The organism is Pseudomonas sp. 2(2015), from assembly GCF_000955865.1.
GTDB lineage: Bacteria > Pseudomonadota > Gammaproteobacteria > Pseudomonadales > Pseudomonadaceae > Aquipseudomonas.
This window is the reverse complement of record NZ_JYOF01000010.1, coordinates 256,580-272,456: the sequence shown is the minus strand read 5'-3', so window position 1 is coordinate 272,456 and position 15,877 is coordinate 256,580. Positions and strand designations below refer to the sequence as shown.

9 protein-coding genes are annotated in these 15,877 nt (G+C 62.1%); 2 read left to right on the top strand and 7 right to left on the bottom strand.

Features of this window, described 5'->3' with window-relative positions:
* Nucleotides 1-39 precede the first annotated feature (39 nt).
* A complete protein-coding gene (locus UB48_RS14940) occupies nt 40-1,320 on the top strand; it encodes a hypothetical protein (RefSeq protein ID WP_045198339.1) in 1,281 nt (426 codons plus the stop codon).
* Nucleotides 1,321-1,379: 59 nt separating this feature from the next.
* Here the strand turns inward: UB48_RS14940 and UB48_RS14935 are convergent, their stop codons facing one another.
* The 4 genes from UB48_RS14935 to UB48_RS14925 all read right to left on the bottom strand — a co-directional run bounded on the left by UB48_RS14935 (nt 1,380) and on the right by UB48_RS14925 (nt 9,792).
* The gene (locus tag UB48_RS14935; protein WP_045198338.1) at nt 1,380-2,705 is read right to left on the bottom strand and encodes a sigma-54 dependent transcriptional regulator; all 1,326 of its coding nucleotides are present in this window, start codon (nt 2,703-2,705) and stop codon (nt 1,380-1,382) included.
* 234 nt (nt 2,706-2,939) lie between these two features.
* Nucleotides 2,940-3,299, bottom strand: coding sequence for a chitin binding peritrophin-A domain-containing protein (locus UB48_RS28445; protein ID WP_082075449.1), 360 nt, complete (start codon nt 3,297-3,299; stop codon nt 2,940-2,942).
* A gap of 43 nt (nt 3,300-3,342) precedes the next feature.
* Nucleotides 3,343-6,465: a hypothetical protein gene (locus UB48_RS14930; protein WP_045198337.1), complete on the bottom strand. Its 3,123-nt coding sequence runs from the start codon at nt 6,463-6,465 to the stop codon at nt 3,343-3,345.
* Between the two features lie 138 nt (nt 6,466-6,603).
* On the bottom strand, nt 6,604-9,792 hold the full coding sequence (locus UB48_RS14925) for a hypothetical protein (RefSeq protein ID WP_045198336.1): 3,189 nt from the start codon (nt 9,790-9,792) through the stop codon (nt 6,604-6,606).
* 280 nt (nt 9,793-10,072) lie between these two features.
* Here UB48_RS14925 and UB48_RS14920 point away from each other — a divergent pair, with 280 nt between their 5' ends.
* The gene (locus tag UB48_RS14920) at nt 10,073-10,339 is read left to right on the top strand and encodes a hypothetical protein (protein ID WP_045198333.1); all 267 of its coding nucleotides are present in this window, start codon (nt 10,073-10,075) and stop codon (nt 10,337-10,339) included.
* Nucleotides 10,340-10,449: 110 nt separating this feature from the next.
* Here the strand turns inward: UB48_RS14920 and UB48_RS14915 are convergent, their stop codons facing one another.
* From UB48_RS14915 to cobN, 3 genes are read right to left on the bottom strand one after another with little or no spacing between them, the layout of a single operon-like run.
* Nucleotides 10,450-11,190, bottom strand: coding sequence for a VWA domain-containing protein (locus tag UB48_RS14915; protein ID WP_082075448.1), 741 nt, complete (start codon nt 11,188-11,190; stop codon nt 10,450-10,452).
* Nucleotides 11,115-12,116 (bottom strand): ATP-binding protein, encoded by a 1,002-nt coding sequence (locus UB48_RS14910; RefSeq protein WP_045198329.1) that lies wholly within the window; start codon nt 12,114-12,116, stop codon nt 11,115-11,117. Before UB48_RS14910 ends, UB48_RS14915 begins: the two co-directional genes overlap by 76 nt.
* Nucleotide 12,117: 1 nt before the next feature.
* Nucleotides 12,118-15,876 carry a cobaltochelatase subunit CobN gene (gene cobN, locus UB48_RS14905; RefSeq protein WP_045198327.1) on the bottom strand — a complete coding sequence of 1,253 codons (3,759 nt, stop codon included), beginning with the start codon at nt 15,874-15,876 and terminating at the stop codon, nt 12,118-12,120.
* Between the last annotated feature and the right edge of the window lies 1 nt (nt 15,877).

Sequence of the window (15,877 nt, the reverse complement as noted above, 5' to 3'; positions counted from 1 at the left end):
TCTGTCTCATCACTTGTAGTCAGAAGGGACGGCTAACCCATGCACCGATCGTTAACCTTCAGAGCTATTGTCTGTTTGAGTAGCCTGACCCCGGCCACATTGCTCTACGCAGCAGCCGACCCCCAGGTCGAAGCACTAAAACAAGAACTCATGGAGTTGAAACAACGCTACGAAGCCCAGCAGAACGCGTTGATGGTCCTTGAACAGCGCGTTCGCCAGGTCGAAACAGCACCGGCAGCACCCGCGCCCAGACGCCTGACCAAATCCCCCGCCGAAACCGTCAAGGGCGGCCAGACCGTGGCCACCGGTGCGCCGGGAACCACCGGCAGCTCTTATGGGCAGTCGCTCAAAGACGACTCGGAACCGGCGCAAAGCGTTTCCAACCTGTATGACGAAGCCAGCGGCTTTTTTGGTGGCGGCAGGTTCAGCGTCGAAACCGGCCTGACCTACACCCACTACGACACCCGCGCCCTGGTCCTCAACGGTTTTCTGGCGCTGGACTCGATCTTCCTCGGCAACATCAACCTCGACCGCATCAAGGCCGACAACTGGACCCTGGACCTGACCGCCCGCTACAACCTCGATCAGCGTTGGCAGTTCGATATCAACGTCCCGGTGATCTACCGTGAATCCACCTATTCCTCCGGCGGTGCCGGCGGTGCCGGCCCGGTTACTTCCGATGCGACCGTCAGGCGCGATCCAACCATTGGCGATGTCAACGTCGGCATTGCCTACAAGTTCCTCGATGAGTCGGAAAACTGGCCCGACGCGGTCGCCACCCTGCGGGTCAAGGCCCCCACCGGCAAAGACCCCTACGGCATCAAGCTGGTCAACGACCCGACCAACGACAACCTCTCGGTGCCTGAGAGCTTGCCCACCGGCAACGGCGTCTGGGCGATTACACCGGGTATCTCGCTGGTCAAGACCTTCGACCCGGCGGTGCTGTTCGGCAGCCTGTCGTATACCTACAACATGCAGGACTCGTTCAGCGACATCAGCCCGACGATCAACACCAAGGTCGCAGGTGACGTGAAACTGGGCGACTCCTGGCAGATTGGCGCCGGTATCGCCTTTGCCCTTAACGAGAAGATGAGTATGTCGTTCTCGTTCACTGACCAGTTTGCCAGCAAGAGCAAGATCAAACCCGATGGCGGTGACTGGCAATCGGTGCCCAGCAGCGACTACAACGCGGCCAACTTCAACATCGGCATGACCCTGGCCGCCACCGACAACCTGACCATCGTCCCCAACCTGTCCATCGGTCTGACCGACGACTCGCCGGATTTCTCCTTCAGTCTGAAATTCCCTTACTACTTCTAAGGTTCACAGCCATGAAAAAGCCCGCTTCAGCGGGCTTTTTCATGCGCATTGGTCACGACTCAACGAATCTGGTGCTTGTGCAGCAGCCGGTAAAAGGTCGGCCGGGACACCCCCAGCACCTTGGCGGCGATGCTCAGGTTATCGCTGTGGCGGTTGAGCACGTCGCACAACGCCTGACGCTCGGCCCGGTGCTTGTAGTCTTCAAGGGTGCCCATGCTCGGGGCGAACTCGTGCTGGCCCAGCAAGCCCAAATCCTGGGCCTCGATCTGCCGGCCTTCGGCCAGAACCAGGCCGCGACGCACGCGGTTGGCCAGCTCACGGACGTTGCCGGGCCAGTCGTGCTTGCCCATGGCCACCAGGGCGTCTTCGCTGAAGGAGCGGGGCCGGCGGCCGGTTTCCAGGCTGTAGAAGTGCGAGAAATGACTGGCCAGCATCGACAGGTCACCATGGCGGTCGCGCAGCGGCGCGGTGACCACCTGCAGGACATTCAGGCGGTAATACAGGTCTTCGCGAAAGCGCCCGCTGTCGATGGCTTTTTCCAGGTCGACGTGGGTCGCTGCCAGTACCCGCACATCGACGGCTATCGGCTGGCTGCCGCCGACCCGCTCGATGTGTTTTTCCTGCAAAAAGCGCAGCAGATTGGCCTGCAGCTCCAGCGGCAGGTCACCAATTTCATCGAGAAACAGCGTGCCACCGTGGGCGGCTTCGATACGGCCGATCTTGCGTTGATGGGCGCCGGTGAAGGCGCCTTTCTCGTGGCCGAACAACTCGGATTGGATCAGGTGCTCGGGGATGGCGCCGCAGTTGATCGGCACGAAGGGTTTGTCACGGCGCTGAGACTGGCGATGCAAGGTGCGCGCCACCAGCTCCTTGCCGGTGCCGCTCTCGCCGCGAATCAGCACCGGCGACTCGGTGGGCGCCAGCTTGCTCAGCAGCTTGCGCAGTTCGCGAATCGGCCGGCTGTCACCGAGCAGTTCGTGCTCCGGTTCATCGACATGCACATAGCCCTTGCCGCGCAGGCGCGCCATGCCGAACGCGCGGCCAAGGGTGACCTGTACCCGCGAGACATCAAAGGGCAAGGTATGAAAGTCAAAAAACCATTCGCAGACAAAATCGCCGACATTCTGCGCCCGCAGCTCCTGCGGACTGAGTACGGCGATCCATTCGGTATTGCTGCGGCTGATCAAATCCTTGACCGCATCCGGGTGCTGCAGGTGCGAAGCCTGCAAACGCAGCAGCCCGACGTCGCAGGGATGTTCCAGGGCCGAGTTCAAGGTGCAGCTGTGTACATCCCAGCCCACACTGCGCAAGCCAGGCAATAGACGATGGCAGTCATCGCAAGGATCGACGATCAGCAGGCGGCGGTTGGATGCAGGCTCTAGCATGACCTATTCCTTGGCGCCAATAGTTGGAATTTTAAATAGAAACAGTGTGTTGGCAGGCCCGTTTTAACAGTAGCAACGATGCGTCAATCGCCCACTACCGTCTGTCTGCTGGAAGGGAGTATTTGTCGAGCAATTGCGGTCAAAGGCGGCGCCGCAACGAGCTGGATACCGGGTCGGTACCCCTGCGGCAACCTTGAAATTTTGCTGACGCTAGAACGCCTGGATCCTCAGTATTCAGCGTACCAGCTGGCGGCGTTCGGGCAAGCCCGGGTCGAGCTGGCCGGTGGCGGGTTGACCGGCACTCGGGCAACTGCTGGCCACTACGCATCGCTGGGCCGACGGGGAATAGAAGCTGCCGGCCGGGCAACTGTAGGAAAAGCGATGCCACTTCCCACCTATTAGCTGACACTGGAAATAGCGCGTGCAGTCGCTGGGGTCTGGATGGTAACCCGCCCCGACCGCCGCGCAGCTCACCTGAACCTCGTCGTTGCTGACGCCCCCGGATGAGCTGCAGCCTGCTAACAAGGTAAATGCTGATGCGACTACCAGACGCCCCAAGGTACGACTTGCGGTAAAACGTGAACGGTATGACATGATGCACCTCTTGGTGGTGTGAATGCTCGAATCAAGCTGCCGCTCATGGCGACGGATTGCCTACGGTCAGGTACCAGCCGCCAGCATTGGTATTCTGGGAAATACAGCGAAATGTGTGAGCCGAACCCACCTCGTAAATACGCTCGGCGCCAGGGCATTGACCGTTGGTGAACAGGAAGAAGTAGCGGCGTAGCAAATCAGGGAAAGGGTGCCCATAATGCTGCTGCAACAGCGCTTCATCAGCCGCCGATAGCGGGTTGCCGCCATTGCGTTGCATCACTGCGTAGCCGGTGGCATAGGAGGTTGAGCTCTCATCGATATTCAGCCACCTGACATTGTTGACCTGAACGCTGTAGGAGGCAGAGCGCTGGTCCGCATCGCGCACGGTAATCACCGTGCTGCCATTGCGCGCCCCGGTGACTTTGCCTTGCGTATCGACAACAGCAATACCGGTATTGGCGGAGTGGTAGGTGTAAGGAGGACGTCCGCCGGTTGCTTGGCGCACCGCCGTATTGGCCGGGAAGTCGCGAATCAGCTGCCAGTTCTTTTGCACCCTGATCGCCGAGCCATTAAGCACCAACGGCTCCGGGGCGATGGAAAAGCCGGCTCGCAGGGTCAGGCGCAGAACCGGAAAGATCAGCGTATCGGCTTCATTCTGGGCTTGCGCGAAATTGACCTTCAGTTCAACCCGCAGTTCGCTATTGTCTCGTAACATCAGCAGGCGGTCGCGGGTCAAAGCTCTGCTTATACCCGCACTGACTTCACCGGGGTCAAGCGCTTCGCCGACGATCAGATCGATGATATCCGGGTCACCGTTCAATTTGGTGCCATAGCAGCGCAGCCAGATACGTTGGCCTGCCCTGGCAAAATTCCAGGCAGCCACCGACACTCGGGTGTTGCCGCTAAAGCTATCCAGGTCCAGCACCAGACCAACCGCATAGTCGACCTGTAGCTGCGTCAACCCTGTCAACGGCTGCACCCTCAGGTTCAGCAGTTGCGACTCCTGCGGCTGGCTGGCTCCTTGACGCAACACGGAGTAACGAACCTGCACCTGACGCTGGAGCGCACCGATATTCGCACCAATGTACAAGGGCGGTATGGGCACCGATAGCTCACCGTTGGCATTGCCAACAAGCGGTCCCACCGAGGTTGACCCCAAGGGCGTGCCGGTCCAGGACAGGGTGATGCGGTCTTGTGTCGACATACCGGTGTAATGGATCAGTACCGTCGCGCCCGATGTTGCCTGCAGCGGGTCAAGCAGGCCGCCAGGCGCTTGTAGCACGGTAGGCGCCAGCAGTTCGAGATCTGCCTGGCTGATCAGCAGCGTCAGCGTAAACGAATAGCGTGTCCTTACCCCTGCTTCGACCACCCAGTAGCGGACGTATACCTCGCGATTGAGGCTCGGTGTAATAAAGCCTATAGGGACGCTAATGGTAAACGCCCCTGGCGCTGTCACCTCGACGCTGGTGGTGAAATGACCACCTTGCGCACTGCCCAGCCACTCAAGGTGCACGGTCTGCCCCTGCCGCATATTGGTGTAGCTGGGGATGCGTACAGTCGCGCTGGTGAGTCCGGTCGGATCAAACACGCCATTCTGGGCGCCATCCACACTGGCTTGCTGCAGTTCGGGTGCGGCCTCGCCCACGTGCAAGAGCAAGCGTTCGGAGTCAACGCTGGGTCCATTGTCATGTATCACCCGGTAGTAAAGCTCCAGCGTGCCGCCAGCGAGCGCAATGATATGTTGCGCTGCCACCACGATGATGATTTCCTCGCCTATATGCTCATCCCTGATGATGCGATGTTCCTCATGAAGGTAGGGTTCATGGTCGGCACGCGTGCCGTCCCACACCAGCACCAGGCGCTGATCCTTTGCCATCCATGAATAAGGTGGAACCCTCACGGTCGCTTGAGCCGCGTCATCTGGCAGGTACTGGTCTGGCGCTTCATCCACGATTGGCCGTTGCAGCTTTTGCGGCTCGCCGACAATCCCGACCGATTTGCTCTTGGAGCGCAACACGCTGCCGTTTATTCTCTGCACCTCGTAAGACACCGCGGCCCGCCCGCGCGCGATCCCCTGCACCTCGGCGTTCGGAATGCTGAAACTGGCAAAATACGGCAGGAACGGAATCTCGAAGGGTTGCGGCAGGTAGACGATCGGCCCTACCCCTTGCTCGGTGAACCCGCGCCATTTCAGGTGGATGACATCACCGACTCGAAAGCCAAACGAAAGGTCGGCGAAAACCTGTACGGTCACATCCTTGCCAGCGAGTTTGTCCAGGTCGATCAAACCATTGGCGTCGGCGTCAGCGACAAACGGCGCCGGTAAATCTCCACCGATCTCGACCCAGGCGTGGCTCACCGGTGACCAGTCCGCGGAGTAGTTGCCGACGTCGTCGATCAAGCGATAGATCAGCACCAGCTGGTCGGCGTCACCTGCCTCGACGATGGTGTCGTAATCGACAATGATCTGGATACGTTGATCGACCTCGTGGCCCTGCACCCGATGGCGAACAAACACACCGCCCCAACTCAATTCAATGACGTCGCCCCAGGCCATGTTCTCCCAAGGGAAAATGTATACCTCTACACCCAGGTGGGCATGCTCCTCGCCGATCAAGTCCGGGGTCACCCGCGGTGGCTGCAAGCCCTGGTGGCCCGGCGTACCGAGATCCGGGTCGAGCCCACCCGGCAGCAGACGCCTGACCTTGACCCGCAAGCGCATCGACCGGCGAATATTGCCGCTCAACGGCCGGACCTGATACCAGACCTCTGAGATACCTTCCGGTATCCGCTCGACAGGTAGTAGCCGGACAATCAAAAAATCCGGCTTGTCGAGATCTTCAGGCCGCACGATGTAAGGCGACGGGCTGGCCGGCTGCTCCGGATCCCCCCAATACACACTGATCGCATCACCAGGCGCCATTTGCAGATAGCGTGCAACCACCACTTGCAAGCCGTGCGGGCTGGTTTGCAACAACGCCTGGGTGATACCGCCGTCAAGATTGTCCGGATGGTCGACCAGCGGCGTCATGTACGGAACATGCACACGACTGGCTTCCACCGAGTGAATTTCGTCACCGCGCAGGTAATCAGGGAGCAGATCCGCGTCGTCCAGGCCGGACAGATCCGTCAGCTTGAGTGTTGAAAAAGGCAGGTCTTGGTTCATGGGTCGCCTCTGCAGACGTGACAATCGGAGCAATGACCCGGTCCTGCCCATGAAAAAAAGGACCGACTGGGAAACTGCAGTCGGTCCTTATTCAATACCCTCTTTTGTTGCCTCGCTACTGGCAAAAATGTCAGGTGTTCAGGCGGTAAATGTCATGGTCCTGGTGAAGCGCGCCCAGTTGCCTTGGGTTAGCAGTTGGAAGGTAACCGAGATCGTCTCCGCTTGGGTATTGACCACGTCGATCATGGCATCAAACGTACCGTTGCGCAGAGGCACGTCGGCCACTTGGCCTGGATAGTTGGTAAATCGCGCGCTCCCGGTCAGGGTCACACGTACGGAACCTATACCCGTTATAGTCACCGTGTCGTAACTGATCCGGTTGCGAGAATGTCCGTCAGCGAACGCACCGGTGGCAAGATTGGCCTTGGCTTGAAAATTTCCACTGGCGCCATCTGCCGGGAAGCTGCCGCGAAAGGCGATCTGCGCCGTGACGGTGGGTCTTCCTGCCTGGGTTGCACTCAACGTCGTACTGGTGGCGGTACAGCTGATCGCCTGCCGTGCGACGCCAACGCCATCTAGCGTCACCTGGACGGTTTGCAGGTTACCGGTAAACCTTGCCGTGCCCGACAGGCTAAGCGTTACCACAGCCCCCGGCTGGCCCACGACAGCAACGTGGTTGGTTTCTCTCGCATGCGCCCAGTCATGGGGCAACGCCCCTGTGGTCAGGCCGCCACTGGACACCACAAGACGTACCGGTGATGACCTGAACGTATAGGTACGCGTCGGAAACACTGTCCCGGTATTTTCATTACTGCTGCCGTCCAGGGTAACGGTGGCCTCCACCGTGAGGCTGGCATTGTCGGCCAACTCAAGCAGGCGGTTGCGCGGCAGGCTTCGGATGATGCCGGTCTGCAGTTCTGAGGGCTGCACCAACACGCCGTTTGCCAGGGTTACCAGCCAGTTGTTAGGACCTCGACAGCGCAGCCAGACCCGCTGCACCGTACTGATACTGCGCCATGGGTCGAGGCTGACGGTTGCGTCGCCAGTGAAGTTTGCAAGGTCAACCACGTTACCACTTGCCTGGTTAATTCTTGGCGTCGTGAGCAGCACCTGTTGCACCACGTAACGTGGTTGAGGAAAGGCGATGCCCTCGGCTTCATTTTGGCTGCCATAGGGCGTAACGGTCATTTCAATGCGCAGCTCACTGAGGTCCCTCAGTTGATGCAGGTCCGAGCGCAACAGGGGTCGGCGGATGCCCAGGTCGACTTCGCCGATCTGCACCAGCACGCCATTGGCCAAAATAACGGTTTTATCCGCCCCGGAAGCAAGCCTGCCCACAGCCCGCAACCAGAAACGCTGCAGGGTGTTGATACCGCGCCACGCCTCGACGGCTACCGTGGCATTGCCGGTGAACCGCGCCAGATCAAGCAGATTGCCCTCGGCTTGCTCGATGAAAGGCGTGGGCGGGTTTATCAGCATGACACCTACCCACAGGGCCAGATCGTCGGAATAGCGCGTACGTTGCCCAGGCTCGGTTACCCAGTAACGTACGTAGACCTCACGGTTCAGACTTGGAGTGATGAACTCGATCGGCACCCGGGCCGTCAGTTCCACCGCGACAGTTACCGGGATGCTGAGGTTGTAGGTGCCTCCCGCTGCAGTACTCGACCACTCCACATGGACCGTCTGCCCCGCCAGCATATCGTCATAAATACGAATCCGCACAGTTGCGAACAAATGGCCTGTGGGGTCAAAGGCATCATTTTCGGCAAAGTCGACCGTTGGCTGGACCAGCTCCGGCACCGCGTCACCGACATGCAGGAACAGAGGTTCCGAATCCTGGGGTTCGTTACCGCTGACCAGTACCCGGTAATGTACATTCACCGTCCCCCCCTTCAGCAGCGCGATATGCCTGGATGGCACGCGAAAGTCGAGATAGTCCCCGACCATGTCCTCAAGGATCAGACGCTCCTCGGCATGGTGATACGCCTGGTTATTCGACTGCCGGCCATCCCAGATCATGCGTACCACCTGATTACGGGCCATGCCCGGGTAGGCCTCAATCCGTACGGTTGCCTCAGGCAGCGTATCGGGCAGAAGGCCGTCTGACGCTTCAAGAACACTTGGCGCCCGCAGCCCACTCAATTCACCCAGGATTCTAACCACCCTGCGTGACGAAAACGCCGAACCGCCGGCAAACTTGCGCAGCTCATAAGTGACATCGGCATAACCCTGGGGTATGTCCTGCAGCCGTTGATTGGGGACCGTGAAGGTTGCGATATAGGGTAACGTCTGCAGCTCGAAAGGTTCGGGCTCATACAGCAGCGGCCCAAGGCCAGTGGCGGTAAACCCGCGCCATTGCACCTGAATGATGTCCCACACCCTGAACCCCCCCGTAAGCGATGCATACACTTGCACCGTCACATCGAGGCCGTCGAGCTGTTCAAGGTCGATGTAGCCATTGGCGTCTGCCTCGCGCACCACAGGCGGCAACAGGCGACCGCCCCCGGCCTCGACGTGGGCGTAACTGGAAGGTGACCAACCGGCAGAAACGTTACCGACATCATCAAACAAGCGGTACTTGACCTCCAGCGCCTCAGAGTCCCCGGCGGCGATAATCCGCTCATAGTCGACGATCATTTCGATGGTCTGATTGACCTGGCCCAACCTGACCTCTTGACGCAGTATCACTGAGCCCCAGCTCAGCTCGATGACATCGCCTACCGCCATATTGGCCCACGGCAGGATGTACACCTCCACCCCCAACTGCGCATATTGCTCATCAATCAGATGGGGCGGTACCACCGGGGCTGCAAGCCCCTGGTGTCCAGGTTCGCCTGGATGCGGATCCGGGCCACCGGGCAGTGCCCGTTTGACCTTGATTCGCAACCGTGCCGAAGACCGGACCGGCCCCACGGCAGGTCGTACTTCGAACCAGACCTCGCTGATGCCATTGGTAATCCTGTCTACTGGCACATTGTCAAACAGGGCCTGATTCAGATTCTTGTCGGTAATGATGATGGGCGATGGCAAGACCGCTTGGCCTGCTCCCCAGTAAACCTGCACCTGGTCATTGAGCGCCATGCCCAGGTACGCCTCGATGATCACCAACAGGCCATCAGCGTCAGTGGCAAGCGCTGCCGCGGTGATACCGCCATCCAGGTTCTCCGGGTGACCAGTCAGGGGGTTCCAGTAGGGAATGATCAGAACGCTGCTTTCGATCAAGCGTACCTGGCCGAAGCGCAAGTACCATGGCCTCGGATCGTGCGCCTGTTGCGAGTGATGTGCAGCAGCGTGTAGTACAGGTAGTTGCGGGTCCTGGCTCATAGGGCACCTTGGCGTGGGTCAATGAAGCAGCCCCCTGCACCGTCCACAGACCAGGACCGACCGGGAACTGCGGTCGGTCCTTATTCAATACCCCCCACTCCCTGGCCGCTACTGACAAAAATGCCAGGTACCCCGGCATCAACCGATGAACGGCATTAAAATATTTTTAAAAGAAGTGTGACTTGTCCCCCGGTCGGGGGCATCAGTACAAGTAACTTACCGCTATGCAAACAAGCGCGCGGTTATATTCGATGTTTGGGCCCACAGAGAGACCGAACCCATGAACGCCCCGCTCCGTGTCAACGAAGCACTGCTGATTGCCGACCACGCCTTCGAACCGTTCCAGTGTGTTGCCTGGGATGCGCCCAATGGCACCGGTGAACTAAGCCTGGCAGTTATCGACCGGACCAGTACCCGCATTGGCAGCAAGCAGGTGCCGAGCAGCACCTACTCCGACCCCGCCCAGTGGGCTGATCTGATCGAGCAAGTGCGCGCCGAGCTGAGCGAAAAAGGTTATGACTTGCAGCCTTGGTCGATGCCTAGGTAACGACCGGTTAATTACCAAAGGCGCGGCCCAGGCGCCCGTCTTTGGTAACGTTGTTATAACTCGCCGATAAACTGCGACACTTGGCCGCAGTTATATTTATTGATGCCTGATTATTTGCCGAGTACTGCCAGCGTTTCCAGGTGCTGGTAATCGGCGTGCAGTTGTTGTGCAAGTAACTGCGCCCTGCCGAGCTTTACCGGCGAACTTTCAATATCTACCAGCAACGCTTGGCACGGCAGCGGCTGCAGCGCCTCCCAGGCCTTGAGCCGGCCATCGGTGACAATCAGGCAACGTTGCAGTTCTGCCGGATAACGCCGCTGACGCTCCTGCAGCCAGTCCCGTGCCTGCGCCAGTGCCGCCAGCAATGGCGTTCCGCCCCCCGCCCCCAACGCCTCAAGCCATGGCTGCAAGCTCGCCGAAGCCTTGAGCCCGTGTCGCTGCCAGTGGGGTGCATTGCCGCTGGCGGTGAGCAGGGTCAAGCGCGCGCGGTTGCGGTAGGCCTGGTCGAAGAAACTCGCCAGCATGCCCTTGGCCCGGCTCAGCGCCTGGTGTCGGCGGGTCGACGCCGACGCATCGACAATCACCAGCCAAAGCTCATGGGCGCTGGCCGTGCGCTGTTGCCAGCACAGCGCGTTACGCGTGCGCGGCCGGCCCTTGAGCAAGGTGGCCGGCCAGGCCACCGCGCCAGATGCCGCCTGTTTGCTGCGCCCACGCGGGCCTGCGGCAAGTGCTCCGGGCCGGGGTCTGGCATCCGCGCTGCTGCGGCGGCGGATGCTCAGGGCTTTTTTGCCCAGCTCGGCACCTCGCGCCGGGCGCCGCTCGGTGTGGCTTGCGGCGGTAATTCGCCCCATTGGCCCTGGCCTTGCTGCCCGGCCGCAGGCGGCAGCGCGGCACCGTTATCTGGCGCTTGCGATTGTGGCGCCGGCGCCTCGCGACGCCGGTGGCGCAAGGCGAACTCGGCCACCGCATCGATATCCTCAGCCTCGATTACCTGAGCACCGCGCCAGGCTGCATGGGCGCGGGCGGCGCGCAGCCAGACCAGGTCGGCACGCAGGCCATCAACGCCCGCAGCAAAACAGCGCTGGGTAATCTGCGCCAGGGCCTGGTCGTCCAGGGCAATCTGCGCCAAGCGCTCGCGAGCACCATGGCAACGCTCGCGCAGGGCCGCCTGAGCAGGCGCCCATTGGGCGCAAAAGGCCTCGGGATCACTGTCGAAATCCAGCCGGCGGCGAATGATCTGGCCACGGGCTTCAGGCAGCGGCTGGCCTTCGAGCATCACATTAAGGCCGAAGCGGTCGAGCAATTGCGGGCGCAACTCGCCTTCCTCCGGGTTCATGGTGCCGATCAGCACAAAACGGGCGCTGTGGCGGTGGGAAATACCGTCGCGCTCGACCCGGTTGGTGCCACTGGCAGCGACGTCCAGCAACAGGTCGACCAGATGATCCGCCAGAAGGTTGACCTCATCCACATAGAGCACGCCACCGTCTGCCTTGGCCAGCACCCCGGGGGAAAACTGCGCCTTGCCCTGGCCCAGCGCCGCATCCAGGTCGAGGGTGCCGACCAGGCGCTCTTCGCTGGCACCCAGCGGCAAGGTCACGAACGGCCCTTCGCCGAGCAAATCAGCCAGGCCCCGGGCCAGGGTGCTTTTGGCCATGCCGCGCGGGCCTTCGATCAGCACGCCGCCGATCTTCGGGTCGATGGCGGTCAGGCACAGCGCCAGTTTCAGCTCATCGGCGCCGACCACGGCGGCCAGGGGAAAATGTGCAGGTTCGCTCATGTCAATTCTCTTCTTCGCCGTCCAGCAGCTGTTCTTCCAACGCTTCACGGTAGTCGCCCGGCTCCTGCCAGAGCCCGCGCTGCTGGGCTTCGAGCAGGCGCTCGGTGATGTCGCGCAAGGCCTCGGGGTTGTGCTGGCGGATAAAGTCGCGGGTCGCATCGTCGAGCACATAGGCGTCGGCCAGCGACTGGTAATGGTGGTCGTCGATCAGCTGCGTGGTGGCATCGAAAGCGAACAGGTTGTCGACGGTGGCCGCCAGCTCGAAGGCACCTTTATAGCCGTGACGCTTGACCCCGTCGATCCACTTGGGGTTCAGCGCCCGGGCGCGAATCACCCGGTTCAGCTCTTCTTTCAGGGTGCGGATGCGCGGCCGGTCCGGCTGGCTGTGGTCGCCGTGATAACTGGCCACCCTGCTGCCGCCCAGGCTCTCCACGGCGGCGAGCATGCCGCCCTGGAACTGGTAGTAGTCATTGGAATCGAGCAGGTCGTGCTCGTGGTTGTCCTGATTTTGCACCACCGCCTGCACCTGGCTCAGGCGCCGGGCAAAATCGGCGCGCGCCGGTGTGCCGTCATCGGCGGTGCCATAGGCATAGCCACCGTGATTCAAGTAGACCTCGGCGAGGTCCTGGCGGTCATTCCACAACCGTCCGTCGATAGCATTCTGCACGCCGGCGCCATAAGCGCCCGGTTTGGCCCCGAACACCCGCCAGCCGGCCTGGCGAGCGGCCTGTTCGGCGTCCAGGCCCTGGGCCAGCAGTTCTGCGCGCTCGCTACGGACCTTGGCCGCCAGCGGATTGAGCTCATCCGGCTCATCCAGCGCCGCCACCGCTTGCACCGCCGCATCGAACAGCTTGATCAGGTTGCCAAAAGCATCGCGGAAGAACCCCGAGACGCGCAAGGTGACATCCACCCGTGGCCGGTCGAGCAGGCTCAAGGGCAGGATTTCGAAGTCGTCGACGCGCTGGCTGCCGCTGGCCCACACCGGCCGCACGCCAAGCAGGGCCATGGCCTGGGCGATATCGTCGCCGCCGGTGCGCATGGTCGCCGTGCCCCACACCGACAGGCCGAGCTGGCGCAGGTGATCGCCATGGTCTTGCAGGTGACGTTCGAGGATCAGGTTGGCCGAGGCAAAACCGATGCGCCAGGCGGTGGTGGTCGGCAGGTTGCGCACATCGACGGTATAGAAGTTGCGCCCGGTCGGCAGTACGTCCAGGCGCCCGCGGCTTGGTGCACCACTGGGGCCGGCAGGCACGAAGCGACCGTCGAGAGCCGCCAGCAAGCCGTGCATTTCTGCCGGGCCGCAGTTGTCCAGTTGCGGCGCGACCTGCTGCGCCAGCGCGTCGAGAATCGCCTGTACCTGTGCCCATTCAGGGCCGCCGACCAGCTGCACGCTGCCATCGAGGGTCTGTTCGATCAGTTGGCTGGCGTACAGCTCAAGGCGCTCGCGGGTATCGCCGGCGGTGCGCCAGGCTTCGTCCAATGTCGCCAGGAGTGCGGGCCGAGGGCCTTGCCAGGGCTGGCCGAGGTCGCAATCGAGCGGGTCGAAGCCCAGGTTCAGCGCCTTGGCCAGGGCCCGCAACAAACTGCCGTTGGCCCCGCGCCCATCACCGCGTTCCACCCGCAATAGCGCCAGCAAGGTGTCGATACGCAGGCGCCCGGCCGGCGACTCGCCGAACACGTGCAGGCCATCGCGGATCTGCGACTCCTTGAGGTCGCACAGGTAGGTGTCCAGGCGTGGCAGCCAGATCGCGGCATCGTCCAGGGCGCCTTCGATCTGCAGTTCGCGATCGATATGGTTGTCGCGCACCAGCGCCAGGATGTCGCGCTGCAGCTCGCGGGCCCGGCGCGGATCGAGCAACTGCGCCTCGTAGTACTCGTCGGCCAGCAGCTCCAGGTGGCGCAACGGCCCGTAGGTTTCGGCGCGGGTCAGCGGCGGCATCAGGTGGTCGATGATCACCGCCTGGGTGCGGCGCTTGGCCTGGGCGCCCTCGCCCGGGTCGTTGACGATAAACGGATAAATGTTCGGCAGCGGCCCGAGCAAGGCGTCCGGCCAGCAGCTATCGGACAGCCCGACACCCTTGCCCGGCAGCCATTCGAGGTTGCCGTGCTTGCCGACATGGATCAGCGCATCGGCGGCAAAGCCATGGCGCAGCCAGAAGTAGAACGCCAGGTAGCCATGCGGCGGCACCAGGTCCGGGTCGTGATAGACCGCGCTCTGGTCCAGCTGGTAACCCCGTGCCGGCTGGATGCCGACAAAAGTCAGGCCGTAGCGCAGGCCGGCGATCATCATCCGCCCGCTGCGCCACATCGGGTCCTGGCTCGGTTCGCCCCAGCGCTCGCGCACAGCGAGCTGATTGGCCTCGGGCAAGGTAGCAAAGGCCGCCAGGTAGTCCTCCAGGGCCATGCTCTGCATGCACGGGCGCAGGTCGAGGCTGTCCAGGTCGTTGCTGACGCCACCGAGCAAAGCCTGGATCAGCGCCGTGCCGCTGTCGGGCAAGGGCGCCAGCGGATAGCCCTGGGCCTGCAGGGTGCGCAGGATGTTCAGCGCCGCTGCCGGGGTATCGAGGCCCACGCCATTGCCGATGCGACCATCGCGGGTCGGGTAGTTGGCGAGGATCAGCGCCACGCGCTTCTGCCCGTTGGGTATCTGCGCCAGCGCACACCAGCGCCGCGCCAGCTCGGCGACAAAGTCCATGCGTTCGGGCTGGGCGCGGTAGCAGACCACGTCGGACTGGCTGCGCTCGCTGCGCCAGGCCAGGTCCTTGAAGCTGACCGGGCGGGTGATGATGCGCCCGTCCAGCTCCGGCAAGGCGATGTGCATGGCCAGGTCACGGGCACCCAGGCCCTGCTCGCTGGCCTGCCAGGCCGGTTCGTTGTCCTGGGCGCAGATCGCTTGTAACACCGGGATGTCACGGCGAAACGGGCGCAGGTGCGGCTGCTCGGGGCTGGACTGGGCAAAGCCTGTGGTGTTGATGATCAGCGCAGCGTCGACCTGGTCCAGCCAGTCTTCGACCTGCTGCAGGCACGCAACCTCCTTGAGGCTGGCCACGGCAATCGGCAAGGGGTTGAGCCCAGCCAGCTGCAAACGCTCGCAAAAGGTGTCGATAAAGGCCGTGTTGGCCGCCTGCAGGTGCGAGCGGTAGAACAGAATCGGCACCACCGGTTGCTCGACCTGCCATTCGCCGAACCAGTCCTGCAGCGCCGCAGCGGCCTTGCGCGGGTGGTACACCGCGGTGCGCGGCAGTTGCTGCGGCGCGCTCCACGGGTAGTCGCGCTGCAGGTACTGGCTGGCCAGGCAGTTGAACAGGTTCAGGGCATTGGCCTTGCCGCCCTGGCGCAAGAAGTGCCAGAGCCGTTCGGCCTGCTCGGCCGGCACCGTACTCAGGCCGGTCAGTTCCGGGTCGGGGCGGTCGTCGCCGGGCACCAGGATCAACTGCACGCCACGGGCGGCCAGTTCCAGCAGTTGCTCCACACCATAGCGCCAGTAACCGACGCCGCCGTGCAGCGACACCAGGATAACCTTGGCATGGCGCAGCACCTGGTCGACATACAGGTCGACCGAGGCATGATTCTGTACCTGCATGGGGTTGGCCAGACGCAGGCTGGGGAAATCCTCGGGCAGCTGCTGGGCGGTTTCGGCCAGCAGCGCCAGGTGCGAGTCACCGCTGCAGAGGATTACCAGCTCGGCCGGGGTCTGGCCGAGGTCGGCAATGCTGTCGTCCGGTACAAAACCACCGGGCTGGGTCCGCAGCAGGTGCATG